This is a genomic window from Lacinutrix sp. (assembly GCF_037625555.1).
Classification (GTDB): Bacteria; Bacteroidota; Bacteroidia; order Flavobacteriales; family Flavobacteriaceae; genus Lacinutrix.
In genome coordinates, this window is record NZ_JASJHV010000044.1 from 74,877 (window position 1) to 100,841 (window position 25,965).

Consider the following 25,965-nt stretch of genomic DNA (forward strand, 5'->3'; position numbering starts at 1 on the left):
ACTTTTAAACCCATAGCCTTACTAAATAGTGAGGCTTTTTTTATAAAACAGATTCAATTTTTTTAATCACTGTTTCTGGTGCTATCGATCTAGAGGCTTCTTTATAATGTTCTGGATATTTATTCCCATAAATAGAGGTAGGTATTAATGGAAACTGCTCTCTATTGGTTAGCAGATTATATTCTTTTGGTTGATTAAAAGGAGAAAAGCCTGCATATGGATGCGTAACATTCCAAATCGAGATTACCTTTTTTCCTAACATTGCTGCTATATGTGCATTCCCAGAATCCATAGACAACATAACATCTAGATTAGAAATTACTTCTAATTCTTCTGTTAACGTTAATTTGCCTGCTAGATTAATAACATTATCATGCTTTTTTTGTATGGTGTCTAATACTTTAACTTCTTGATCTCCACCACCAAATAAAATAACCTTGTGCCTTTTAGATAATTCTTGAATAACGCGTTGTAACAAGTCTAATGGATACATTTTTGATTGATACTGAGCAAAAGGTGCTATACCAATCCAATGTTTATTATCTTTTTCTAAAAACGTTTGTGTATTTTCTGTAAGTTTTAATTGCTCTGGAAATATAGGGTTAACTAAATCTAGAGTATAACCTAAATTTCTAAAAACATCTGCGTAACGCTCATATGTTGTTTTTAATTGCTGAAACAATACTCCGGCAACTAATGCTTTTTTTTCTTTTCTTCCTTTATCAATTTGTTTGAATGTTTTTCCGAAGAAAAAAAACTTTAAAATTTTAGTTCTTAAAACATTGTGTAAATCTGCTACCTGGTTAACTCCCAAATTTTTAAGTTCTTTTGAGAGTTTATATAGCCCAAAAATGCCTTTATGCTTTCCTTTTAAATCTGCAGAAAACACTGTTACATTTTTTAAATCTTTAAAAAAAGGTTTAAAAAAGGCTCTCGTTAAAACGGTAAGTTTAATATTAGGATGTTGTTGTGTAAAGGCACGTAAAACAGGTACAGACATAGCAACGTCTCCCATTGCAGAGAGACGAATGACTAAAATGTGTTTTTGTTTTGGCATGTTAAAATTACTTGCTAATTGTAGCAAAAATACCACCCTATAAAAGATGAGATTCCAGCATTAGCAGGAATAAACTACTTCTGACCTCTTAATACAGGATTAAGCTCATCATCATTATACATTTTCATTTGCTTATACACTTTCATGTATTTATCTCCTTTACTTATGTCTTCTAATAAAGTGTCTATTGCTGTAGATAAATCCACACGTTGCTCTAACAAAATGTCTAGTTTTTTCTGGCAAGCAGCTCTATGCGAATCTGAGGCTTCTGTTCTTGTCGCTTCTTCCTCCATATGGTAAACTTTTAGTGCTAAAATAGAAAGCCTATCAACTCCCCAAGCAGGACTTTCTGTATTTATTGTAGCATTCTCCTTAACAGAAACTGCATTATATTTTTCTAAGAAATAGCTATCTATAAACTCAACCATATCTGTTCTATCTTGATTAGAAGCATCTATTTTACGCTTTAATGTTAACGCTGCAACAGGATCTATTTGTGGGTCGCGAATAATATCTTCGTAATGCCATTGTACAGTATCTATCCAACATTTTCTATATAATAAATATTCTAATAAATCTGATTTTTCATATTTATTAGTAAATGACTGGTCTACAGTATTAATCTCGTGATATTTTGCAATTACATCTTGAAAAATAGCATTTGCTTTTGTTGAAAACATATTGATTTAGTTTTAGAACTGTAAAATTACGTATAAATATTTAACTTTACCATTCAATACTTAGATTCACTACTATGCATATTTATAATTTATCTGAAAAAAATTCAATTTTAAACACTTTTATTACTGAAATACGTGATGTTAGTATTCAAAAAGACAGCATGCGTTTTAGGAGAAATATAGAGCGTATAGGCGAGATTTTGGGTTATGAAATGAGTAAATCTTTTAAGTTTGAAACTAAAATAATAACAACTCCTTTAGCTAAAACCGAAATACAGTCTATTAGTAACGATGTTGTATTGTGCTCTATTTTAAGAGCAGGTGTGCCTTTACATAATGGGTTGTTAAACTATTTTGATACTGCTGAAAATGCTTTTATCTCTGCTTATAGGCATCATCTAGAAAACCCTGAAACCTTTGAGATTATTGTAGAGTATTTAGCTTGCCCAAGCCTAGAGGGTAAAATATTAATTCTTGCAGATCCAATGGTTGCAACAGGACAGTCTCTACTTGCTACTTTTGAAGCCTTGAAACCTTTTGGTAATCCTAAAGAAATACATTTGGCTGCAGTAATTGGAGCGCAAGAAGGTGTGGACTTTGTTGCTAAAAACTTTCCTAAAAACACTCATTTATGGATTGCAGCTGTAGATAATAAACTTAATAGTAAAGGCTACATAGTACCTGGATTAGGTGATGCTGGAGATTTAGCTTTTGGTGTAAAATTACAGCAATAATAAAATAAATGGTATGGCTAAAAGCAACAAAACAAAGCTCTCTTTAAACCATCTCTCTTCTATAGTTTCTATATAATTAGAAATAATAATACTTAATGGAGCAAACAAAAACAAAAACTCACTTCCATCTTTTTTAGGAGCAATAGCTATTACTATTGTAGCAACCAAACAAGCAACGAATATTACTTTGTAAGACGGTCTATAGGTTTTCATCTTCTTTTTTATATCTCTTAAATAAAACAAAGAAGACCATAACCCAAAGGACAACAAAACTGTAATAGCAACTATAAATTGTACAGAATTATAAGCTGTAAAATTAAATCCAACTAATGGGTTAATATTTAACGTTGTTAAAAAATCGTCGTTATAAATTAGAGAAAAACCTACGGATATTATTACTATAGCTATTAAGCCTACAAATGGAACGATCCATTTTTTTATTTCTGATTCTGCATAAAATAGAAGTGCAGTGAAAATTAACACAAAAAACAAGATCGACCAAAAGTAAAATAAGGTTGCTAAACCAATTAAAAATCCAGCATCAAATAGTTTTTTTACGTGCTCTTTTTGTGTTCTTAAGCTTACTATTCTTCTTAATGCTAAAAGCACTAAAAAATTAGAAAATACAATTTCAAAATCTATAAAAACTTGAGGAATGGTTAATAAAAATACACTAAACAAGAGGACTTCGGCATTACCTTTTTGAGATAATGAATTTTTAGACACTATAAAATCTACCAGTAAAACCGATAAAAAACAGCAGATAAAAATAGAAGTTAATTTAAAAACATTAAGTGTGTTTAAATTAAAATTTGTGTGCTTATGTACAGCAACAAACAACGCTAATAAGCATAACGAAAAAACAATTAAAAAATTAATTGGTTTAGATTTCCTAAAAACACTTGTAATCATTGTCTGTTTTTGTATTTTTGTGTTTTAATATACTATTATACTTATGAAAGATTTATTTTACGCCATAGAGGACTTTTTTGTAAATGTTGCATTTGCACCATATGACATGTTTAGAGCATTGGAACTAGAAAACTGGTTTGCAGCAAACGGTGTTAACTGGTTTTTTATGATTGTTGGAATGCTTACTTTTATTTATTGGATGCTACAATTAAAATCATTTAGCAGTAATAACGAAGAAGATAAAAGTATCACTTCGCATTCTTACTTATAAATCGAAACCAATATCTTTTCGATAATTCATCTTATCAAAATGTAGCTTTTCTATATTTTGATAAGATTTTTTTATGGCCTCTTGGTACGTACTTCCATAACTAGTTATTGCTAATACACGTCCTCCAGAAGTTATTACTTTATTCTCTTTTATTTGTGCTCCTGCATGGAATACAATTGAATCTTCTATTTTTTCTAACCCTGAAATTTCTTTACCTTTCTCGTAAGCCTCAGGATATCCTCCAGAAACTAACATTACTGTGGTAGCAGCTCGATCATCTATTTCTATATCTATTTTATCTAATGTCTGGTTTGCTACTGCTTGAAAAACATCTACTAAATCATTTTTTAAACGCGGCAAAACAACTTCAGTTTCTGGGTCTCCTAAACGCACATTATATTCTATAACAAAGGGATCATTACCTACTTTAATCAGACCTATAAACACAAAGCCTTTATACGGCAAATTGTCTTTTTGTAAGCCATTAATAGTTGGTATCACAATACGTTCTTTAATTTTAGACATAAAAACATCGTCTGCAAAAGGTATTGGAGAAATGGCTCCCATTCCGCCTGTATTTAAACCTGTATCTCCTTCTCCTATTTGCTTATAATCTTTTGCTGTTGGTAAAATTTTATAGTTTTTTCCGTCTGTTAACACAAAACAACTTAATTCTATACCGTCTAAAAACTCTTCAATAACTACTTTAGAACTTGCATTACCAAATTTAGAGTCTACAAGCATTGCTTTTAATTCGGCTTTTGCTTCATTAATATCCTCTAAAATTACAACTCCTTTTCCTGCTGCTAACCCATCTGCTTTTAAAACGTATGGTGGCTTTAATGTTTCTAAAAAAGCGTAACCAGCTTCTACTGTATTGGCATTAAAACTTTGGTAAGCAGCTGTTGGAATATGGTGTCTATATAAAAACTCTTTAGCAAATTCCTTACTACCTTCTAATTCTGCTGCTGCTTTTTGTGGCCCAATTATAGCAACATTTTTAAGCGCCTGATCTTCTAAGAAAAAATCATGAATGCCTTTTACTAAAGGATCTTCTGGGCCTACAACTACCATTGTAATATTATTATTTAATACCACCTCTTTTATTGCTTGAAAATCTGTTACACTAATGGGTACGTTAGTGGCTATTTTTGCAGTTCCAGAGTTACCAGGCGCAACATAAAGGTTTCTACAGTTTTTGCTTTGTGCAATTTTCCAGGCGATGGTATGTTCTCTTCCGCCAGAACCAAGTATTAAAATGTTCATAGTTGTAGTTGTTTGCGCAAAAATAATTATTTACTTTACAAATTCATATTTATAATTTTTTCTTTTGAATCTATTTGACCTTTCTTTAAAACTAAAAGGCTTTCCAATTAAAAAAGCGAAGCTTGCTTTGGAAAAAATTAATGCATTATCTGTAGAACAATCGTCTATTAAAAGTAACTCCTAATTAGTATACGTTTGCTTTGAAACAGATTGAATTGTTTCGATTATAAACGTTTCCGAATTATAAAGAGGTGTAATTATAGAAACAAGTGCTTTCATGTGTTTATACTATTCTTTTTAATTGTCACATACCGTTCGCTATTAATCCTTTCTATGAGCAATACCATTTTAATATGCTGATTTCAAAATTAATAAGCTTTTTCTTGACCTTTAAAAATATTTAAAGTGGTTTGAATAATAATTTTGATGTCTAATAATAGTGACCAATTTTCGATATAAAAATTATCGAATTTTACACGGTTTATAATGTCTTCATCACTTTTAATTTCACCTCTGTAGCCTTTTATTTGGGCTAAGCCAGTAATACCTGGTTTAACATGGTGACGGAAAATAAAATTATACTTGTCAATTTTTTTAGAATAATCTTCAGTGTAAGACAACATGTGTGGTCTTGGCCCAACAACAGACATGTCTCCTTTAAAAACATTAATAAATTGTGGCAACTCATCTATACTTGTTTGACGAAGAAACTTACCAATTTTAGTAAGTCTATTATCATTTTGTTTAACGTAAGTTCCTTTTACTTCCTTTACTGTTCTTAAAGACCTAAATTTATAACAGTTAAACTCTTTATAATTAATACCATTACGTTTGTGCTTATAAAATAAAGGGCCTTTAGACTCTAATTTTATTAAAATAAATAAGATTATAGAAACCCAAGATAAAATAAAAACAATTATAAATATTGAAAAAACAACATCGAAAGTTCGTTTCACCAATTTATTAAAATCATGATTTATTGCAACTTGCTGTAAGGAAAGCACAGGAAGGTAGTTGTAAAAATCTGTTTTTAAACGCTTAGAAAACAGCTTTTTAGTTTCCGGAATAAATTTAATATTACAATGGTGTATGTTTGCGTATTTTACAAATTCGTTAACTTGATTTTCTGTAAGTTCTTCTATTGCACAATAAATCTCGTCAATATTTTCGTTAGCTTCTAGAAAAGAAAAACTTTCATTTAAATTACCTGTAATATCTTTAGAGTTACTGTTACTAAAACGTGCTAACAGTTTATAACCTAATTCTTTTTTTTGAATAAAAATATTTTTTAATTCATTCGCACCTACTGTATCACCAATAATAACGATCCTTCTTACATTTCCTTTTAGTTTTAAACGATAAGCTCTAAGCAAATAATAACTCAAAAGTTTTATTGAGCCAATAATAATAAAAGTTGAAGCTAAATATTTAAAGGTTACAAAAGCTTGAATATTAACACTCCTAAATACACCTATAAAGGCATACACTAAAATTGAAAAAATTAAAAACTGTTTTATTAAAAGTGATAAAATATTTAAAGCCGAAGTGTATCTATACACTCTATAGAAACTAATAAAAGAGGTAGAAAACATCCAAAATATAACACAATAGACTATGAATAATAGGTGCTTGTTATTAAAAAAAACTGATGAGAAAAAATATAGATTATCTTGGTTAAAATTAAAATAATAAAACGCTAGAAGATTAATAATGAAGAGGTCTAAAAAAACCAACAAAGGTCTTATTAACCAAGAATATCTTCCGCGTATATATTCCATTTGCTACTTGTTATTATAATTTGAAAAGTCTTTGTGTTCGCTTTTATACAACTCGTCTGCACTTAAGCTTTTAAAATAATCAAAGGTGATTTTCATTCCTTTTGTTCTTCCTGTTTTTGGTTCCCAGCCTAATAATTTTTTAGCTAAAGAAATATCTGGCTGTCTTTGCATAGGATCGTCTACAGGTAGATCTTTATAAATTACTTTTTGTGTTGTACCTGTAAGTTTAATAATCTCTTCGGCAAAATCTTTTATTGTAATTTCATGTGGATTTCCAATGTTTACAGGATAACTATAGCCGCTTAGTAGCAACCTATATATTCCTTCTACTTGATCTTCCACATAACAAAAAGAACGCGTTTGCATTCCATCTCCAAAAACAGTTAAGTCTTCACCTCGTAATGCTTGGCCCATAAATGCTGGTATTACTCGACCATCATTTAGTCTCATTCTTGGTCCATAGGTGTTAAAAATACGAACAATACGTGTTTCTAAACCGTGAAACCTATGGTAAGCCATTGTTATAGATTCTTGAAAACGCTTAGCCTCATCATAAACACCTCTTGGTCCAATAGTGTTTACGTTTCCATAATATTCTTCTGTTTGTGGGTGCACTAAAGGGTCTCCATAAACTTCGGAGGTAGAAGCTATAAGCAGTCTAGCATTTTTAGCTTTAGCTAAACCTAATAAATTATGTGTACCTAATGAGCCTACTTTAAGTGTTTGAATTGGTATTTTAAGGTAATCTATTGGACTTGCTGGTGATGCAAAATGTAATACGTAATCTAATTCGCCTTCAATATTAATAAACTCGGTAACATCGTGTTTAATAAAGCTAAAATTAGGTTTATCTTTAAGATGTGCAATGTTTTTAATATCTCCAGTTATAAAGTTATCCATACCAATAACCTGATAGCCTTCTTTAATAAAGCGATCGCACAAATGTGAGCCTAAAAAACCTGCTGCTCCTGTTATTAATACCTTTTTTAAACTCATTATCTTCCTATTGAAACGTATTTAAAGCCCTCACTTTCAATGTCTTTAACATCGTATAAATTACGACCATCAAATATAACATTGTTATTCATTACGGACTTCATTTTATCTGTATTTGGTGTTCTAAAAATACTCCATTCTGTACAAATTACTAATGCATCGGCATTTTCTAAAGCTTGATACATACCTTCTGCATATTGTATTTTATCTCCTAATCTTCGTTTAACATTTGGCATGGCTTCTGGATCAAAAGCGATAATATTTGCGCCAGATTCTAGCAGGCTATCTATCATGAAAAGCGCTGGTGCTTCTCGAATATCATCAGTTTCTGGTTTAAATGCTAATCCCCAAATAGCAATATTTTTACCTTTTAGATTATTACTAAAGTGTGATTCTATTTTAGGTATTAAAACCAGTTTTTGTCTTGCATTTACATTAATAACAGCATTTAAAATTTGAAAATTATAATTATTATCTTTTCCTGATTTATGAAGTGCTTTTACATCTTTTGGAAAACAAGAACCTCCATATCCTATACCTGGGAATAAAAAGCGTTTTCCAATTCTAGAATCTGTTCCCATTCCAATTCTAACTTTATCTACATCTGCTCCAACTTTTTCACAAAAGTTAGCTATCTCATTCATGAACGTAATTTTAGCAGCTAAAAATGCATTTGATGCATACTTTGTAAGTTCTGCGGATTTTTCATCCATTACAATTATTGGATTACCTGAGCGTACGTATGGTTTATACAATTTCTCCATAAGTTTAACTGCTCTATCACTACTTGAACCAACGACAATGCGCTCTGGCTTTAAAAAATCGTCTACAGCAAATCCTTCTCTTAAAAATTCCGGATTAGAAACGACATCAAAATCTACAGTAGCATTTTTTGCAATTGCTGCTTGTACTTTTTCTGATGTGCCTACTGGCACTGTGCTTTTGTCTACTATAACTTTATAGTCTTTTATAAGTTTTCCTATATCGTTTGCTACGCCTAAAATATATTTTAAATCAGCAGAGCCATCTTCATCTTCTGGTGTTGGTAATGCTAGAAATATAATATCTCCATGTTCTAAACCTTCGTTTAAATTGGAAGAAAACCTAAGGCGGTTGGCTTTAATATTCCTTTCGAATAAAACATCTAAATGCGGCTCGTAAATAGGTACTTTACCTTGCTGCATTTGTTTTACTTTATTTGCATCTATGTCTATACAAAGCACATCGTTTCCTGTTTCTGCTAAGCATGTGCCTGTAACCAAACCTACGTATCCTGTGCCTATTACTGCTATTTTCATCTAAAAATTTATACTGTTATATTAAAAAACGCTTCATGTTAATGAAACGCTAGAGTTAAAATTAATTATATTTTAAACTATCTTTTTATCTAGTCTCTCGAAAACTGAATTCATGCTTAGAAACTCTGGAACTATGTCTTTCATTTTAAGTACTATTTCGTTTTTGGTTCCTCCTTTAGCTGTATCTGCCAAATCTAAAATTAGATTATTTATTAGTGTATAATCATAGCTTTCTATTTTGGCTATCATTATTTTTTCGTTATAGGTTGGAAGCGTTTCTGATTTATCGTTTAAAAGTTCTTCAAAAAGCTTCTCTCCTGGTCTTAAGCCTATAACCTTTATATCTATTTCTTTGTAAGGTGTATATCCGGCAAGTCTAATTATCTTTTTAGCCAAATCAATAATTTTTAATGCTTCTCCCATATCGAAAATAAAAACTTCTCCACCATTACCCATTGCCCCAGCTTCAATAACAAGTTGGCAGGCTTCGGGAATAGTCATGAAATATCTTATAATATCTGGATGTGTTATGGTTAATGGTCCTCCTTCTTCTATTTGTTTTTTAAATAAAGGAACTACAGAACCGTTTGATCCTAGTACATTACCAAACCGTGTGGTTACGAAGTGGGTTGTAATTTTATTGTCTGTTTTTAATTTTCCTTGTAAGGCTTGAATATATATCTCTGCAATACGTTTAGATGCTCCCATTACATTACTTGGGTTTACAGCTTTATCTGTTGAGATCATTACAAATTTTTCGGCCTTGTATTTATAAGCCATATCTGCAACGTTTTTAGAACCTATAACGTTTGCAAAAACTGCTTGTGATGGATGTTTTTCCATTAATGGTACATGCTTATATGCAGCAGCATGATAAACAACATTAGGTTTGTGAGTTTTAAAAACCTCGTCTATAGCGTCTCTATTTCTTACATCTGTAATAATTGCTTCAAAATCTAAATTTGGAAATTTTTGGTTTATTTCATGCTGAATTCTGTATAGAGGTGTTTCTGCATTGTCTAGAATTAATAGTTTTTTAGGTCTATAATTTGCAACTTGTCTTACAATTTCACTTCCAATTGATCCTGCTCCACCTGTTACTAGAATACATTTATTATAAATTTCTTTTGCAACAAGTTTATTATCTAGCTTTATTGGTTCTCTTTCAAGAATATCTTCAATTTGAATTTTCTCAATTTGAATTGACAAGCTTTTATTGTTCCCTATATCTGATAGTAAAGGCGCTCTAAACACTTTAAAGTTATACTCTAGGCAATTGTCTATAATTGCTATACTTTCTTCTTTAGACAGCTTATTATCTGCTATTATTAATGCTTGTGCTCCATTAGCTCTTAATGTTACTGCCGTTTTTCTATGAAAATGAATAATAGGTAGTCCTAAAATTTCTTTACTCTTATTTTTACCTTCTTTGTCTATAAAACCTAAGACTTTATAACGCGATGGTTTTTCCGATTTTAATGCCGATGCAATAGCAATTGCGTTTTCATCTGTACCATAAACCAAAACGTTTAGTTGGTCTTCTATATATTGAAAATTCAAATAAGCTTCAAAAATATGCTTTACTAAAATTCTAAAAAGGAATAATCCACAGAATGAAATTATTGAGTAAACTAAAATTTCTGGTATTAAAAAAATACTGCTTTCTGTAAATAAGAAATAAGTATAATGGATACCTAAAGTGGTTAAAAGTGTTGCAGTTGAAGCTAAAAAAAACTTTACAGCATCTATAAATGTTGAATGCCTAATTAATCCGGCATAGGTTCTAAAAAAGATAAAGAACAATACATTAACTACAATTACTATTAATTCTTGACTTATAGGAAGGTAGGAAGCGTTAAAAATTCCACTTTGCAGGTTTGTTATAATAATTTTGGTAAGCACTAGTGCTATTAACAAAATCGCGCTATCGAAACACAATATTACCCATCTTGGAAGATAGCTAATATTTTTAAAATCTATCTTTTTACGACTAGATTCTAAAACTTGAAATAATGCTTGTTGTAATTTTTTATACATTTAGAATATTATAATTGGGACTACAAATATCTTAATTATAATTACAATATAGAAATATAAGCCCATTTAACAAGCGAAATAAGCATAATAAAGGCTATTTAAGGCTTTCGATAACCTTGAAAATACGATCTCTATCTTCTTGTAAAAGATTAGATCCACTTGGTAAACACAGTCCGTTTTCAAATAGTGTTTCACTTACATTATCTCCATAATAAGGCGCATTACTAAATATTGGTTGTAAATGCATAGGTTTCCAGAGCGGTCTGGTTTTTATATTGGCTTCTAACATTTTATTATAAAATTCGTCTTTTGAAAATGGTGCATTTTCCCCAATAAGTATACAACTTAACCAATGGTTCGAAAATACATCTTGATTAGATTCTGTAAATACTGTTACTCCTTCAATGTCTTTGAATATTTCTATATAAAAGGCGTTCATACTTCGTCTTAAAGCAATATGTTTATCTAAAACCTCCATTTGTCCTCGACCAATTCCTGCACAAATATTGCTCATTCTGTAATTGTAACCTATTTGAGAATGCTCATAATGTGGCGCTTGGTCTCTAGCTTGTGTTGCTAAGAAAATAGTGTTTTTCTTTTTTTCTTCAGTATTACAAACCATTGCACCTCCTCCAGAAGTAGTAATTATTTTATTTCCATTAAAAGATAAAATTGAATAGTCTCCAAATGTACCACACTTTCGTCCTTTGTATGTTGATCCTAGTGCTTCTGCTGCATCCTCAACTACAGGGATATTATACTTATTTGCAACTGCTAATAACTCATCTACTTTAGCTGGCATACCATATAAATGTACCACTATTATGGCCTTTGGAATTTTACCTTTAGCTATTCTGTCTTTTATTGCTGTTTCTAGGTGAACTGGACACATGTTCCAGGTTTCTGTTTCGCTATCTACAAATACAGGAGTTGCTCCTTGATAAATTATTGGGTTTGCTGTTGCAGAAAAAGTGAAAGTTTGACATATAACCTCATCGTTTAAACTAATTCCTAGTTGTACTAATGCTAAGTGAATCGCTGCTGTTCCAGATGATAAGCATGCAACATGTAAACTTTCTTTTAAATAATGTTTTAAATCATTTTCGAAAGCATTAAGGTTTTGACCAAATAAAGACAATTGGTTTTTTCTAAATGCACTTTCTACAAACCTTAGTTCGTTACTTTCTATATGAGCTTCTGAAATTAATTTTCTTTTCATGATTTAAAAAAGAGTCTTATAAATATAATATAAGTCTTTTGTAAAACTATAATTTGTTATGTAGGTTTTATTAATTTATTTTTTTAGGCCAAATAACGTTTAAGTTATATTGATTAAGATTAGGCTGGTTTTCTAATAATTGCTCTTCATTTCTATAATATATTGAAGCAGGTCCTGTTATTCCTGGTTTAACTGTTAATATTACAGCATCTTCTCCGGTTAGCTTATCAGCAAATCCAGGAAGATCAGGTCTAGGTCCAACAATACTCATATCACCTATTAAAACATTATATAATTGCGGTAATTCGTCTATTTTAAAACGCCTTATAAATTACCGTATTTAGTTAGTCTTTTGTTCTTGTTTTTAATAGACTTTATTATAAATTCTTTGCCTTTATAACCAATTTTTTTTGCTTAAAAACGCTTTTTCTAGGAAAGCAAACATGGAGTAGAGCGTAAAAAAACAAATTATTGGACCTAATATCATTAATCCTAATACAGAAGCTATAATATCGAAAATGCGTTTAATATTTTTTTGTAGGTTAGTCAATAATTAATTTAGATTCAAAGTTTGTAGCATAATAAAAGCCATCTTGTAGTATAATTTCAAAAAAGGCTTTATTACTAATTTTATTTGCAGACATTTTTCCTTCCCATATTATTATTTTACTATTATTTTCAATATAAAAGGCTCCTGGATATGGTATAGTGGTCGCTCTTACCAATCTATCTACCGCAGACATTGATATTAAATTATTAATTTTTCCGTCTTGTGGATTCCTTCCCTTCCAATATGTTGCTTTACTTTCGTCTTGTTTTAATGCTGTTATCTCGTTTGCTTTTAATTTTTGATATAATATTTTTATAAATTCTTCGTGTGCGGTATTTACTTTGTTATAAAGCGTTGTTGCTGTTTCGTATTCTTCAATAGGTATTACTTCTTGACCTAAAACCAAACCTGTATCTACACCAATATCCATTTTAAAAAATGTTACCCCTGTTTTATCTAATCCTTTAATTATTGCCCAAGGTATTGCTGCTCGGCCTCTACCAACTGGTAATAATGTTGGATGTGCTCCTATTGCTCCTAAATTAGGTGCGCTAATAACATTTTCTGATGCAATTTGAGACCAACCAATAATAAATAACCAATCGATATTATAGTCTTTTATTGCTTGGACAGCTTCTAAATCGTTAATATGATTAACTTTTAAAACAGGTATATTATGCTCTTTAGCAAATTCATCTACATATATTCTACCAGACTTTTTCTTAGCTTTATTATCTGGAATAGTAATGATTAAATCTAATGTACCGTTACTATTGTAAATAGATTCAATACAACTTAGTCCAATTTTAATACAGGTTACAAATGCAAATTTCATAATTAATATGTTGGAGGTTTTTTAGTAAAATAGATGACTGTTTTAAACAAAATTAATAAATCCATTTTTAAAGAGATTCTACTAGCGTACTCTCCATCAAATAAAGCTTTATTCTCTTCTGACATATTATCGTAAGAGTTTACTTGTGCCCAACCTGTAAGTCCCGGTTTTAAGTATAACGCTTTATTTGCCTTTCTTAAAGCAATTAAGTTTGTTTGAGTTGGTATTGGTGGTCTTGGTCCAATAAAACTCATATCTCCTCTTAGTACATTAAAAAACTGAGGTAGCTCGTCTAAATTAGTTCTTCGAATAAACTTACCAAAAGGTGTTATTGTTAGTTTTCCTTTTTCGTGAGATTCTACATTTGCTGTTTTTAATGGCATACTTCTAAATTTATAAAACCTAAAATTATGTCCTCCATAACCAACTCTCAATTGTTTAAAAACAGGAGTTCCACTGTCTTGTAAAAAGATAATTAATGCTATTATTACATAAACAGGGAAAAGTAAAATTATTAAGCAAATTGCTAGAAAAAAATCGAATAATCTTTTAAATAATAAAAACATGTTTTGCAGTTTACGGTTCGATAATATGCATTGCGGTTTGGAAAGCTTCACAATAGTGTCTTCCAACTTGAGATCCTCTTAAGGTTGCTAAGGCTTTAATAGACTCATCACTTCTTGGATGTGGATAAGGACGCATAACACCTTCATAAGCATAAAGTGCTTTTAATTTTTGTTCTACTCCTATTTTTCCTACTTCGATAAAAGTGTCTGGCGTAAAATTTTGTCCATCTACAGGAAAAGCCCAATCTGTTGAGGATGGGATTTCCATAAAATACAACCCTATTAATGGTTTACAAGGTTTTCTTTGGTATAACCTAGCAGCTGCTTGACACGCTTTTGATGTATGGTAATGATCGTTATTTAAATCGTATGGATGATGTGTAATAATAACATCTGGCTGAACCTTTTCAATAATTCCTTCTATATATTGAACCAAATCTAGGTGTGCTACTGTATTGAATTTAATATTTGGAAAATGTCCTAGAATTACTGGTTTCGCTCCCATAAATTTTTGAGCATTATCTGTGTGTTCTTTTAGCTCTTTTTCATTAGGTCTATGCCTTCGAGCATCTACTTTACCAGATAAAATACAATTAAAAATTTTATGCCCTTTTTGTGATAACACATAAGAGCTTGCTCCAAAACCTAAAGCCTCATCGTCTGGATGTGCTGTTACTGTTAGGTATGTTTTTGTGGAAGATATTCTCATTTTACTTCTTAATTTATTTTGACCAAAAAAACTTCATGCTTTTTTTGAAACCCTGTTTAACAGTCAAAGGTAAGTTAATATTGAGTGTTTCTTTTATTTTTTTAGCTCTTGCTCTTTTTAGTTAAAGAGACTCCTTAAAACTGTAGGATCGTTACAATTATAAATTTCATGGCTATATGTTAATTTATCCTTAATTTCAGAAGGATTATTATATTGAATTTAAAAAAAAATAATTACATAAAGAGTGAGCAGATATGAATAGTGTTAATCTAATAATATTTTATTATCCCATTAACTCCCCAATATAATGTATAATAAACTGACTCAAAGAAACTCAACCTTTGCAGTTTTCTTAGAAAAAGGTAATGTTTGAATATTAATTTATATTTCTTATTGGTTGCAGAGTTCCTACTTTGTCTGTAGAACGCTAACTCTTCCCTCAAAGGGATCGAATTAAAACCTAATTTTAAAATAGATAGCCAAAGTCCATAATCTTGTTTTCTCATTAACTCGGGCATATATTGTTTCCCAACCTTCCTTACATCATACATTGCTGTTAAGCAACTAATTTCTGTTCTCTTTAATAGTTTTCTATATGTAACAGGTTTGTCACTAACGTGATATGTTTTCTTTATTACATTCCCTTCCTCATCAATAAAACCATAAGATGAGTGTGAAAATGCAGCATTTGTTTTAATCATGAATGCTACATGTGTTTTTAATTTATTTTTCACCCAAATATCATCACTATCTAAAAATGCAATAATATCTCCTTTTGCTTCTTTAATAGCCTTATTTCTTGCTACTCCAGAACCTGAATTTTTATCTAACAAATAAAGTTTAAACCTTTCATCTTTTTCCTTATGCTTTCTAACTATCTCTACAGAATTATCAGTTGAACAATCATCAACAAAAATCATTTCCCAATTCATATAGGTTTGATTTTTTACAGAAGCTATTGTTTCTTCCAAAAATTTAGACGAATTATATAGTGGCGTAATTATGGAAACTTTAATCTCGTTTGTCATTTTATTTATTTACAAAATAAATTATCATTAATATAATAAAAAAGCAAAAATTAGCTTAAACATAACATTATATTTAATTCGCTATCAAAGTCTTTATTAATAAAATATACTCAATCTATTAGATATTAAATAGATACAAAAGTAATGCATAATAATTTAAATTTTTAAAAATTGGAAATGTATAATGTTTAATAAAACATTATTTTTGTTTTAAATCTTTATCTAAATTATATATGAAATATTCTGTTTTTTTATTATTTATTTTAATAATAGCATGTAAAGAAGAAAAAGGAAATAATTCTAAAACAAAAAAATCAATAGGAGTTTCAGATAGTAGAACAAGAAGTGTTATTTCCATCGAAAATGAAATTTTTCACTTAAAATTAGATAAAAATAATAATAAAAGTAATGTAACAGATATATTTGGGAAGCATTCAATAGATCGATTTAAGAAAACAGATGGAGCTCTAAAATTAGATGGCATCAGTGATATGGTTGAAATTTATAATATCCCTGAAGTTAACACAAAAAAACAAATAACTATTTCTATATGGTATAAACCAGACTCTTATAAAGGAATTGGCCAAAACGCAATAGTCTGGAAAGGAAGTCTAAATACAGATAAACCTTATTGTCAGTATTTATTAAGCGCAACTGGTAATTTGTACCACAAAAACCCGGGATCTTTTAAGCTCGGCTTTTCAATTAATGGTAAATTTAGCAACCTTAAAACTAATGAAAGAATATGGGAGCCTGGAGGTTGGTATAATTTAACAGGTACATATAATGGTAACAAAATGAAATTATATGTAAATGGAAATTTGGTTTCACAGCGAACAGTTATTGGATCATTAGATGTTTACGACACCTCTGTTTTTATTGGGAAAACACCTTACAAAGAGTATTACACATCTGGAGAGTTTGATGATTATAGAGTTTTTGACAGAGCTTTAACAGAAGAAGAAGTTTTAACTTTATATTCTGAAAATTAACTATCTAACTCTAGTTCATTCTTTTTTAAACCAATAATACAACAGTAAAAAAAAGCAAAACAAATTAGACCCGAATATCTATTTAAAACAGATTCAAACAAAAAGTTAATATTAATTATTAATAAAAAGTAAAGACTAAATAGCCTATGCTTATTATTAACTTTTGGCAGTAATACATACTGTATGATTAATAGACACATTAAACCCAATACACCACATTCTATTACTATTTGAAGGTATTGATTATGAGAGTTTAATCTATTTCTATAAGGCACAACATATCGTTTTTCTTTATAAACTTTTTGTAGTTGATTATAAGCATTAGAAAATCCGACACCTAAGGCTAAATTGTTTTTAATAACATTTAATGATGCATCCCAGACTAAAATTCTAGTACCAAAACTATTTTCTGCCTCCCGATCCGTAACTAACTCAAAGTTTATAACTTTATCTATTAATACTTTTGTTCGTGGATTATTAAAAAGTATTAAACTTCCAAATACTAAAACTGAAAAAAATAATATTAATTTAACCCTTAAACCATTAACAGTAAGTAATCTAAATAATAATAGAAGAAAAAACACAACTATATTAACTCTATTTGATATCTGAAAAATAATTAATCCAAAAAAAAGTAAAAGAGTGTATTTTAAAATTAATCTAAGTTTTATTATATCTGTAAATAACAAAATAATTACCGAAATATTTATAAAAAGAGCAAAATATACAGATTGATGGAATATGGAAAAATTATCTCCAAAAAAATGATTACCACCATACATAGAAGATTCTAAAAAATTGTTTTTAAGGGAACTCGTTGACTGAAAGTCGAAATGCAATCCACCAATAAAAGATAGAGAGTTAAAAAAAGCATTGAAATAACAAATAATACATGCAATTAAAGTTCCATAGACAAAATATGAGAGAATCTGTCTGTATTTTTTTTGTGTAAAATTACTACACGTAAAAGCTATTGGTAATACTAGTAAAGCTGCCTTTTTTTCAATTACAGACATATCGAAAGGCTGGTGTAAGGCCTCAAATAGTATATATACAAAATACAAAGCTATCAAGGGAATAAGTTTTTTATTTAAATTGTTTTTTTTAAAATAAAAAAAAGAAATCCCTACTACTATAAATAAAATAATAGTAGATAACTTTTGGCCTAATGGAATAGTAAGTGCAAATAAAAGATATATGTAATAATAATTATGTTTAAATATGTTCTTTAATTTTATCATAAGTATAATGCTACCCTTCTATAGTTAAGTATTTAAAAATCCGCTATTCTTTTTCTAAAATATCGCATGTTATGATAAACAAATACAATAAAGTCATTAATAAAATATTAAATAAGAAAGCGCCATATATCATACCAATAACAACATATCCTATAATTAGAAGTTTTATTGTTCTGTTTCGCAAAACATTAAAAAAACATTTATATATAAAAAACATATATGATAAGCTTCCGACTATTCCAAAAAAAACAAATAAATCAAAAGGATCAATTTCTATCCTTAAATGGTTATAACTTGTGCCACCAAATAGGTAATTTATAGGCAGCCAATTTTGATTAATATAATCAAATGTGCGATGAAAATTCAAATCTCTTGTCGAAAAAATGACAGTCCAAAAGCCTCTTTCTTCCAATAGTTTTTCCCAAAAAGGAAAAAAACTTACGATGTATTCAATAATTATTTTCTTAAATATTAATACTAAACCAGTGATCGAAACACCTAAAAATATGAATACTGTTTTATATTTAGATTGAATGCAAAAATGTATTAAATAAAATAATGGAATAATTAGAAACGCAATTTTCTTTCCTGATAATAAAGCTATTATTACAAAATAAATTACCGGTAATATATGCTTACCTTTTAAAAATTGTATATAAAAATAGATGCTTATTAATAAATACAATAATGTACTTTCTCCCGATTTTACAAATAATCCCGAATACCCAAACCTTGTACTTCCTGGAAAAGACTGAAATAAGTTAACGTCAAAAACAAAACCTATTAAAATCAAAATAGAGTTTAATGACAACACTATTATCAATGTGTTTATAACAGACTTAGAAAGTTCTATTTTACAACTATACTCTTTTATTACGGCAACAAAGAGTATTATGAAAAAATATTTGTTTAAATGATATATATCACCCTTTAAAAACTCATCTAATAGGTTATTATCAAAAATAGAGTTTTTAACCAAAAAAAACTGGCCAATAAAAAAGCTAGAAGTTAAAATTAATATTAGGTAAACAAACCTTTTATTAATTTTATTTTTAAAAGCAAATAGTAATAAATATAGTTGAAAAGTGATTTTTAAAACCCCACTAAATCTAAAAAAAGGAAAGATTTGATAAACCAAATTTAGTTTCATCAAAAAATCTGATAAGAGCATTAAAATAAAAAACAATGCAAATATTTTAATACTATGCTTATTCGAAATTATTTTCTTTAAAATCATAAATTCACATTAGACTTATTTAATACCTTTTTGTATATATTAAATAGTTTTATTTCCTCATGTTTAGAATTAAACTGATCCAATACTGCTTTTATACCATTCTCTCCCATTGTTTTAACTAAACTATCATCCATAAGCAAAATCTCTATTTTATCTGCTAGTTCTTCAGCAGAAAAAGGATCAATACAAAAACCAACATTGTGTCTTTCTACAACTGCTTGATATAAAGGGAAATTAGACGTTATAACAGGTAATTTTACAGACATATACTCAAAAATCTTGGTTGGATAAGACTCTACATAATTTGCTGTTGGTTTTAAAACGGCTAATCCTACTTTACATTTTTTTGATACTCCGTAGCCTTTCATTAAATCCATTCTACCATAGAATTTAATATTATCTTCAATACCATTAATATTTATTTTTGAAAGTGTAGAATTAGATATAGCGCCTATATAGTGCATAAAAAAGCTTATTTTTCTTTTCTTAAGTATATGCAAAGCCTTAATAGTTATATCTAGCCCTCTTTCATTCGAAACACCTCCAATATAAAACACGCCGTTTTCTACTCTATCGGTTTTTATAAAATCTTTAAAAGAATCATTCTCAGGAAGATTTAACACCGTCGTAACAGACTTACCTTTAACGCTATAAATTTTGTTATATGAGTCTTCTGCAAGTATGAGATGAAAATTATTAATAAGTAATTTTTCTGTTATCCTGTATGCATAATGTAGTGGTTTCCTTAAGTAACTTTTTAAATGTTGTTTATCTAATATTTGAGCCGAGACGTTTTCATGGACATCGTAAAAAACAGGAATTCCCCTTTTTTGTATTGCTTTACCAACTATCATTAATTCTGCATCATGGAAATGTACTAAATCTGGATTTAGTTTTTTTACTAATTTTAATATTGCAAAATATGAATTAATGAAATTTGAAATTCGCCCTTTAGCTTTTCCTAAATCTAGAACACGTACACCTTCAACGCTTTCGTTACCAAATCCATCAGATACAATTAATATTACTTGATAGCCTTCTTTAACCAAACTCAAACATTCCCGGTAAAAAATCCTTGTGTCTCTCCTAGGGTGTATTGTTGATATGTGAATTACAGTTCTCATTGTTTGGTGTGTGTTTTTTTCTCTCTAAGTAAGAAAAAGGTGATTAATAATAATAATAATCCTCCATGAGTTATTAATACCGTTGAAATAGCAGTTGTAAGGAAACCATATAAAATAAAAAAATAAACGCCAAAAAACTTCATGTCAATATTACAATTCTTGATTATTAACATGTAAGAGTTAAAAATAAAAATAGTGATACAAAAGCCAAAAAAACCTCCATTTGAAAATCCATCAGATACTAATCCATTATTAGCAGCCATATCTTCTTTATTAAAATATTCTAGACCAATAAGCCTAGGAGAAGATTCACTATAAGGATAGTCTAATATTCCTTTTAAAAAACTATTAGACCAATATAGGTGTTTATCACTAAAAAAATCAAAATAGCAATAGTCAAGGATCTGTGGAACAAACATCATTCTTCTAAAAACCACTACAGATAAAAAATTTCTATCATGTATATCATTAGGAATTAATAATAACGCTATTAATAGTAATATAATAAGGCCTTTTAAAATCATTGGCAATATTTTCTCTCTTCTTATAAAATAGAAAATCACAACCAACAAACTGCCTAATAAAACAGATTTCACTGCTCCCATCAAATATAAAAAGAGTAGTAATACTGTATTAGCAATTGCGATTACCTTAAGTCTAAATTTTAAAGCAAGGACAAATATAATAGGTATTATAACTCTAGTAAACCAAGAGTGAGTATAACCAGAATAGGTATCGAATAATCCTCTAAATTTTAATCTTGTTATATATATATCCTCTAAAATTAGATTTTTTAAATCAATATAAGGCACATACCTTAAATATGGTAGTACACCTACAAATGTAATAATAATTAAAAAAAATAATACTTGCTTTTTTTTGAACGTTATTAAATTAATTGGAAACTTTAATTTTAATGTTATAAATAAAGAGAAAAATAATAGTGTGTGGAAAAGATAGATTCTCCAGTCTAATGCTGTACTTGAAAAAAATATTGAACTAGGTATAAAGTCTAAAACCAAAACGAGTCCTAATATACTCTTTCCAAAGAAATCGTGATTACTCTTTTTTAGCAATCTAATTGTAAAATAAACAAAGAAGGAAATAAGAAAAAATCTAAAAAACAAAAAACCAAACTCAATTCCTTTGTTTTCTGTTAATTTCCTAAAAACCCAAGTGTTTTTTATAGAAAGAAAATAGAGCAAAGAGATTAGTATATAATAAATCTCAAATAACCTGTTATTAATTAAACTCATTTTTTAGTGCTCTTAATTGCATTATTATTATTCCTAAATATACTATATATACAAAAGCGACTGAAATACTATAATAGAATATAAATGACAAAAATGAGACTTTAAATTCATTTAATAGTAAAAACATAAGTATTGCCATAAAAATAAATCTACCATATTGCCAATAAGCGTTTATTTTAACTTTATTTATTGCAATTAGAAATATCCCTAAAGGACTAATTGTCATTTGAAAAAGAAAAACAATTGCTAATAAGCTAGCTATTTTCCCTGACATAAGCCAATTCTCACCATAAACAAATGAGAAAATAAATTCACTTCCAAAAAAAATAATTAAAAACACAGGAATAGCTATTGCTAATAATAAAAAAAATGTTTGATAAAATGTTTTTGTTAACTGACTATAGTCCTTTGATATATAATTCTCGCTAACTTTTTGAAAAAAAATACTTCCAACACTTTGGGAAATAAAGGATATTGGTAATAATATAATCATATTAGCTAATCCAAAGTAACCAAAGTTTTCCTTTGAAAAATAAACCCCTATAAAAACAACTATTAATTGTAATCCTATAACATTGATTAAATTTGATGGCGCATTGTGCAATGGGAAATCTTTATATTTAATTAAAATGTCTTTGAGGTTTTTAAAAGAGGTTTTTTTTAACTTAAAACTTGAATACTTATATAAAATTATTAGCGCTATTAACACTCCTAAAATCTTACCTAAGGCTAGACCTAATTGATTATTACCTATTAAATAATACAAACTTAAAAGGAACATAAGATATGTAATAGATTCAATTACTTTTGAATATGCCTTTAATTTAAATTTCTTTACCCTAACAAACCAAAAATTAAGGATATTAAGCAAAGAGTAGGATAATATATATAATGGCACAAATTTAATTACCGTATTGATTTTAAATACTTTGGCGATTTCTTCTTCAAAAAAAAGTATACCAAAAAAGGCTATTATAGCATAACTAAAGCTTAGTAAAACAGTTAAAAAGACTATTTGCTCTGCTTTTCTATCTTCTTTTTCTAAAACGATTGCATTTTCTATTTTAAGAGACGAAAAAACTAATAATATACTACTAAAACTAATTAATCCTGTAATTTCTGCTATAGCATTCTCGTTATAAAGTCTTGCTATTACAGGACTAAATATTACCGGAATCAATTGCGCAATAAAAACTAAAATTGCTTGATTATAAATATTCTTAAAATATTCTGTTTTTAAAATTTTCAATTTTAGTTTATTAGGCAATTCACATAATCAAATTTCAAGTATAAAATTATAGTCTTCCATTGGTATTCGCTGATGGCAAATTCCCTTTCACGTCATAAACTATAGATTTATGTTTTTTAAATTTATCAAAATTAAAATCTAAGAATTGATCATGTGATACAACGTGAACAATAGCATCATATTTATCAATAGGTTCGATTATGGTATTAATTCCATACTCATGGTTAACCTCTTCACTTGATGCCCAAGGGTCATAAACATCAACATTCATATTAAAATTTGTTAATGCATTAAACACATCTATCGCTTTTGTGTTTCTTATATCTGGACAATTTTCTTTAAAAGTTATACCCAACATTAACACTTTAGCATTTTTTATGGCTAAGTCGTTCTTAACCATTAGTTTTAAAACTTCATTAGCTACATATACCCCCATACCATTATTTAACCGCCTGCCTGCTAAAATAATATCTGGGTGATAACCAACCTCTTGAGCCTTTTGAGCTAAATAATAAGGGTCAACACCTATACAATGACCTCCAACTAAACCAGGTTTAAAGGGTAAGAAATTCCATTTCGTAGATGCCGCTTCTAATACAGCATGAGTATCTATATCTAACTTATTAAAAATCATTGCAAGTTCGTTAACAAAAGCAATGTTTATATCTCTTTGAGCGTTTTCAATTACTTTTGATGCTTCTGCAACTTTAATAGACGGAGCAAGATGAGTACCTGCTGTGATTACAGAATTGTATAAATTATCTACTTCTATTCCAATTTCTGGAGTAGACCCAGAAGTAACCTTCTTAATATTGGCTACTGTATGCGTTTTATCTCCTGGATTAATTCGTTCTGGTGAATAACCACAATAAAAATCTTGGTTAAACTTTAATCCACTAGTTTTTTCTAGCACTGGAACACATTCATCTTCAGTAACACCAGGGTAAACCGTAGATTCATAGATTACTATGTCTCCTTTTTTTAATATACTCCCAATTGTTTGAGAAGATTTTATTAAGGGTGTTAAAATTGGTCTATTGTTTTTATCTACAGGTGTTGGAACTGTAACAATAAAGACTTGACATGAAGTTATAGTGTTAATGTCGCTTGAAATAGTTAAGCCTATCTCCTCATTCTTGTTTAGCACAGTTTGCAAATTAGCATCAGTAACTTCCAAAGTACTGTCATGACCTGAATTTAAATCGTTAACTCGAGATTCATTTATATCAAAACCTACAACTTGATATTTTTTTGCAAATTCTACAGCTAAAGGAAGACCTACGTATCCTAAACCAATAACGGCTATTTTTTTGTTCATTTATTTTCATAATTAAAAAGCAGATTGCTTTTTTTTGTTATACAATCAAGCACTTAACGCTTGTAAAAATAGTATATTATTTATATTCTATTACCAGATTGTACTAAAATAATATTTATCGTTAAAAAGTCTCTAAAAAATGAGCTAATGCTTTTTTCCAATTATTTGGTTTGTAATCAAAATTTGATGCTATTTTGTTTTTAGACATTACACTATATTTTGGCCGTTTCGCTTTTGTTTTAAAGCCTGCTACTTTATCTAATTTATTCTTGTGTTGAGAATTTAAACTCTTTTCTATCTCAACTGCTAAATCATACCATGTGGCAGCTCCTTCATTACTGAAATGATAAATGCCATAATTTTTACTCTTATTTTTTATTAAAGCATATAGGAAATAGCTTAAATCTATACAGCTTGTAGGAGTTCCTGTTTCGGCAGTAGTGATTTTTAGTTTTGCTTTCTCTTTTATTTTATTAACTATTGTATTTACAAAATTCTTACCGTAGTTAGAATAAAGCCATGATGTTCTAATTATAAAATGCTCTTTTAAAGCATTAGAAATATATTGTTCACCTTTTAATTTAGACTTCCCGTACTGATTGATTGGGTTTGTTTGATCTGTTTCAAGATAAGGTATTTCTTTTGTTCCATCAAACACGTAATCAGTAGAAATATGTATTAAAATTATTTTATGCTTTTTACATAATTTAGCTAAGTTTTTTACAGCTTCTGCATTAATTTTAAAGGCTAATTCTATAGATTCTTCTGCTTGCTCTACATTGGTATATGCTGCACAATTAATACAATAATTGTATTTGTTTAAAGAGAAGAAATTAGATAACTCTTTAAAATTAGTGATGTCTAACTCCTTTTTACTAGCAAAAACAAACTGAATATTATCATCGTTTTTATTATAAAGTTCTTTTATTGTTTGTCCTAATTGGCCGTTCGCTCCTGTTACTAGAATTTTAGTTTTCATGTGTTATTTTGTTTTTTTTATTGTCACATGTTGTTCACTATTGGCCATTTCTTTAACTTTTAAGCTTTTTTGTTCGCTCGTTTCATGGCAAAATTGCATTTTTAAGCGTTGGAAGTATAGTGTCTTTTTCTGAGATTATAAACTCACTTTCTTGCAGCTTCCAGTCTATATTTAAATCTTTATCATTAAATATTATTCCTTGTTCCGACGCTTTATTATAAAAATTATCACATTTATAAGAAAACACAGCACTTTCGCTTAACACTATAAAACCATGTGCAAAACCTCTAGGGACAAATAATTGCTTCTTGTTTTCTTCAGTCAGTTCAATTGAAACATGCTTTCCAAAAGTTTTAGAGTTTTGTCTTAAGTCTACAGCAACATCTAAAACTTTCCCTTTTACAACTCTTACCAATTTAGCTTGAGCATGCTCTCCCGTTTGATAATGTAATCCTCTTAAAACACCTTTTGTTGAAAGAGACTCGTTATCTTGAATAAATATAGTATCTGTTTTTAATAATTCTTGAAAGGACTTTGTATTAAAACTCTCGAAAAAATAGCCTCTTTTGTCTTCAAAAACCTTAGGCTCTATAATATAACAACCTTTAAGTTTAGTTTCTAAAACTTTCATTT

At 28.9% G+C, this 25,965-nt stretch carries 25 protein-coding genes and 1 pseudogene; 3 read left to right on the forward strand and 23 right to left on the reverse strand.

Going from position 1 to position 25,965, the window contains the following annotated elements:
• Positions 1 to 40 precede the first annotated feature (40 nt).
• Both QNK89_RS02900 and QNK89_RS02905 read right to left on the reverse strand, forming a co-directional pair.
• On the reverse strand, positions 41 to 1,057 hold the full coding sequence (locus QNK89_RS02900; protein ID WP_340169465.1) for a glycosyltransferase family 9 protein: 1,017 nt from the start codon (positions 1,055 to 1,057) through the stop codon (positions 41 to 43).
• Between the two features lie 74 nt (positions 1,058 to 1,131).
• A complete protein-coding gene (locus tag QNK89_RS02905) occupies positions 1,132 to 1,737 on the reverse strand; it encodes a DUF4254 domain-containing protein (RefSeq protein WP_340169466.1) in 606 nt (201 codons plus the stop codon).
• Between the two features lie 74 nt (positions 1,738 to 1,811).
• Between QNK89_RS02905 and upp the strand changes: the two genes are divergently transcribed.
• Positions 1,812 to 2,471 (forward strand): uracil phosphoribosyltransferase, encoded by a 660-nt coding sequence (gene upp, locus QNK89_RS02910; RefSeq protein WP_340169467.1) that lies wholly within the window; start codon positions 1,812 to 1,814, stop codon positions 2,469 to 2,471.
• On the opposite strand, the gene QNK89_RS02915 is transcribed toward upp, so the two are convergent.
• Positions 2,460 to 3,383 carry a DUF6427 family protein gene (locus tag QNK89_RS02915; protein ID WP_340169468.1) on the reverse strand — a complete coding sequence of 308 codons (924 nt, stop codon included), beginning with the start codon at positions 3,381 to 3,383 and terminating at the stop codon, positions 2,460 to 2,462. The two genes, upp and QNK89_RS02915, sit on opposite strands and share 12 nt — an antisense overlap.
• A 43-nt stretch (positions 3,384 to 3,426) precedes the next feature.
• On the opposite strand from QNK89_RS02915, the gene QNK89_RS02920 reads away from it, so the two are divergent.
• Positions 3,427 to 3,654: a uracil phosphoribosyltransferase gene (locus QNK89_RS02920; RefSeq protein WP_340169469.1), complete on the forward strand. Its 228-nt coding sequence runs from the start codon at positions 3,427 to 3,429 to the stop codon at positions 3,652 to 3,654.
• On the opposite strand, the gene purD is transcribed toward QNK89_RS02920, so the two are convergent.
• From purD to QNK89_RS02980, 12 genes and pseudogenes are all read right to left on the reverse strand, one after another.
• Positions 3,649 to 4,920, reverse strand: coding sequence for a phosphoribosylamine--glycine ligase (purD, locus tag QNK89_RS02925; protein WP_340169470.1), 1,272 nt, complete (start codon positions 4,918 to 4,920; stop codon positions 3,649 to 3,651). The genes QNK89_RS02920 and purD overlap by 6 nt on opposite strands.
• A 183-nt stretch (positions 4,921 to 5,103) precedes the next feature.
• Positions 5,104 to 5,199 (reverse strand): annotated as a pseudogene (locus QNK89_RS02930) (glycosyltransferase family 2 protein); the annotation flags it as partial.
• A gap of 89 nt (positions 5,200 to 5,288) precedes the next feature.
• Positions 5,289 to 6,698 carry an exopolysaccharide biosynthesis polyprenyl glycosylphosphotransferase gene (locus QNK89_RS02935; protein ID WP_340169471.1) on the reverse strand — a complete coding sequence of 470 codons (1,410 nt, stop codon included), beginning with the start codon at positions 6,696 to 6,698 and terminating at the stop codon, positions 5,289 to 5,291.
• A gap of 3 nt (positions 6,699 to 6,701) precedes the next feature.
• Entirely contained in the window at positions 6,702 to 7,694 is a 993-nt protein-coding gene (locus tag QNK89_RS02940; RefSeq protein ID WP_340169472.1) for a UDP-glucuronic acid decarboxylase family protein, read from the reverse strand.
• Positions 7,694 to 8,992, reverse strand: a complete 1,299-nt coding sequence (locus QNK89_RS02945) for a UDP-glucose/GDP-mannose dehydrogenase family protein (RefSeq protein WP_340169473.1) — start codon at positions 8,990 to 8,992, stop codon at positions 7,694 to 7,696. The genes QNK89_RS02940 and QNK89_RS02945 overlap by 1 nt, the downstream gene beginning before the upstream one ends.
• A gap of 72 nt (positions 8,993 to 9,064) precedes the next feature.
• Positions 9,065 to 11,029, reverse strand: coding sequence for a nucleoside-diphosphate sugar epimerase/dehydratase (locus tag QNK89_RS02950; protein WP_340169474.1), 1,965 nt, complete (start codon positions 11,027 to 11,029; stop codon positions 9,065 to 9,067).
• Positions 11,030 to 11,123: 94 nt separating this feature from the next.
• Positions 11,124 to 12,248 (reverse strand): aminotransferase class I/II-fold pyridoxal phosphate-dependent enzyme, encoded by a 1,125-nt coding sequence (locus QNK89_RS02955; protein ID WP_340169475.1) that lies wholly within the window; start codon positions 12,246 to 12,248, stop codon positions 11,124 to 11,126.
• A gap of 70 nt (positions 12,249 to 12,318) precedes the next feature.
• Positions 12,319 to 12,519, reverse strand: coding sequence for a sugar transferase (locus QNK89_RS02960; protein ID WP_340169476.1), 201 nt, complete (start codon positions 12,517 to 12,519; stop codon positions 12,319 to 12,321).
• Between the two features lie 271 nt (positions 12,520 to 12,790).
• Positions 12,791 to 13,633: a formyltransferase family protein gene (locus QNK89_RS02965; RefSeq protein WP_340169477.1), complete on the reverse strand. Its 843-nt coding sequence runs from the start codon at positions 13,631 to 13,633 to the stop codon at positions 12,791 to 12,793.
• Between the two features lie 2 nt (positions 13,634 to 13,635).
• Positions 13,636 to 14,199: a sugar transferase gene (locus tag QNK89_RS02970; RefSeq protein WP_340169478.1), complete on the reverse strand. Its 564-nt coding sequence runs from the start codon at positions 14,197 to 14,199 to the stop codon at positions 13,636 to 13,638.
• Positions 14,200 to 14,209: 10 nt separating this feature from the next.
• The gene (locus QNK89_RS02975; RefSeq protein WP_340169479.1) at positions 14,210 to 14,908 is read right to left on the reverse strand and encodes a PIG-L deacetylase family protein; all 699 of its coding nucleotides are present in this window, start codon (positions 14,906 to 14,908) and stop codon (positions 14,210 to 14,212) included.
• A 269-nt stretch (positions 14,909 to 15,177) separates the two neighbouring features.
• Complete coding sequence (locus QNK89_RS02980) at positions 15,178 to 15,936, reverse strand: glycosyltransferase family 2 protein (protein WP_340169480.1); 759 nt, start codon at positions 15,934 to 15,936, stop codon at positions 15,178 to 15,180.
• 233 nt (positions 15,937 to 16,169) lie between these two features.
• Here QNK89_RS02980 and QNK89_RS02985 point away from each other — a divergent pair, with 233 nt between their 5' ends.
• Positions 16,170 to 16,928, forward strand: coding sequence for a LamG domain-containing protein (locus QNK89_RS02985; protein WP_340169481.1), 759 nt, complete (start codon positions 16,170 to 16,172; stop codon positions 16,926 to 16,928).
• Here QNK89_RS02985 and QNK89_RS02990 read toward each other — a convergent pair.
• The 8 genes from QNK89_RS02990 to rfbC form a co-directional block, all read right to left on the reverse strand.
• Positions 16,925 to 18,001 carry an O-antigen ligase family protein gene (locus QNK89_RS02990; protein ID WP_340169482.1) on the reverse strand — a complete coding sequence of 359 codons (1,077 nt, stop codon included), beginning with the start codon at positions 17,999 to 18,001 and terminating at the stop codon, positions 16,925 to 16,927. The two genes, QNK89_RS02985 and QNK89_RS02990, sit on opposite strands and share 4 nt — an antisense overlap.
• 211 nt (positions 18,002 to 18,212) lie before the next feature.
• Entirely contained in the window at positions 18,213 to 19,406 is a 1,194-nt protein-coding gene (locus tag QNK89_RS02995; RefSeq protein ID WP_340169483.1) for a hypothetical protein, read from the reverse strand.
• Positions 19,403 to 20,461, reverse strand: a complete 1,059-nt coding sequence (locus tag QNK89_RS03000; protein WP_340169484.1) for a glycosyltransferase — start codon at positions 20,459 to 20,461, stop codon at positions 19,403 to 19,405. The genes QNK89_RS02995 and QNK89_RS03000 overlap by 4 nt, the downstream gene beginning before the upstream one ends.
• A 65-nt stretch (positions 20,462 to 20,526) precedes the next feature.
• Positions 20,527 to 21,606 carry a hypothetical protein gene (locus tag QNK89_RS03005; RefSeq protein WP_340169485.1) on the reverse strand — a complete coding sequence of 360 codons (1,080 nt, stop codon included), beginning with the start codon at positions 21,604 to 21,606 and terminating at the stop codon, positions 20,527 to 20,529.
• 166 nt (positions 21,607 to 21,772) lie between these two features.
• Entirely contained in the window at positions 21,773 to 23,035 is a 1,263-nt protein-coding gene (locus QNK89_RS03010) for an oligosaccharide flippase family protein (protein WP_340169486.1), read from the reverse strand.
• A 46-nt stretch (positions 23,036 to 23,081) separates the two neighbouring features.
• Positions 23,082 to 24,353 (reverse strand): nucleotide sugar dehydrogenase, encoded by a 1,272-nt coding sequence (locus tag QNK89_RS03015; RefSeq protein ID WP_340169487.1) that lies wholly within the window; start codon positions 24,351 to 24,353, stop codon positions 23,082 to 23,084.
• 121 nt (positions 24,354 to 24,474) lie between these two features.
• Positions 24,475 to 25,332 (reverse strand): dTDP-4-dehydrorhamnose reductase, encoded by an 858-nt coding sequence (gene rfbD, locus QNK89_RS03020; protein ID WP_340169488.1) that lies wholly within the window; start codon positions 25,330 to 25,332, stop codon positions 24,475 to 24,477.
• Positions 25,333 to 25,414: 82 nt separating this feature from the next.
• Positions 25,415 to 25,963: a dTDP-4-dehydrorhamnose 3,5-epimerase gene (rfbC, locus tag QNK89_RS03025; protein WP_340169489.1), complete on the reverse strand. Its 549-nt coding sequence runs from the start codon at positions 25,961 to 25,963 to the stop codon at positions 25,415 to 25,417.
• Positions 25,964 to 25,965 lie beyond the last annotated feature (2 nt).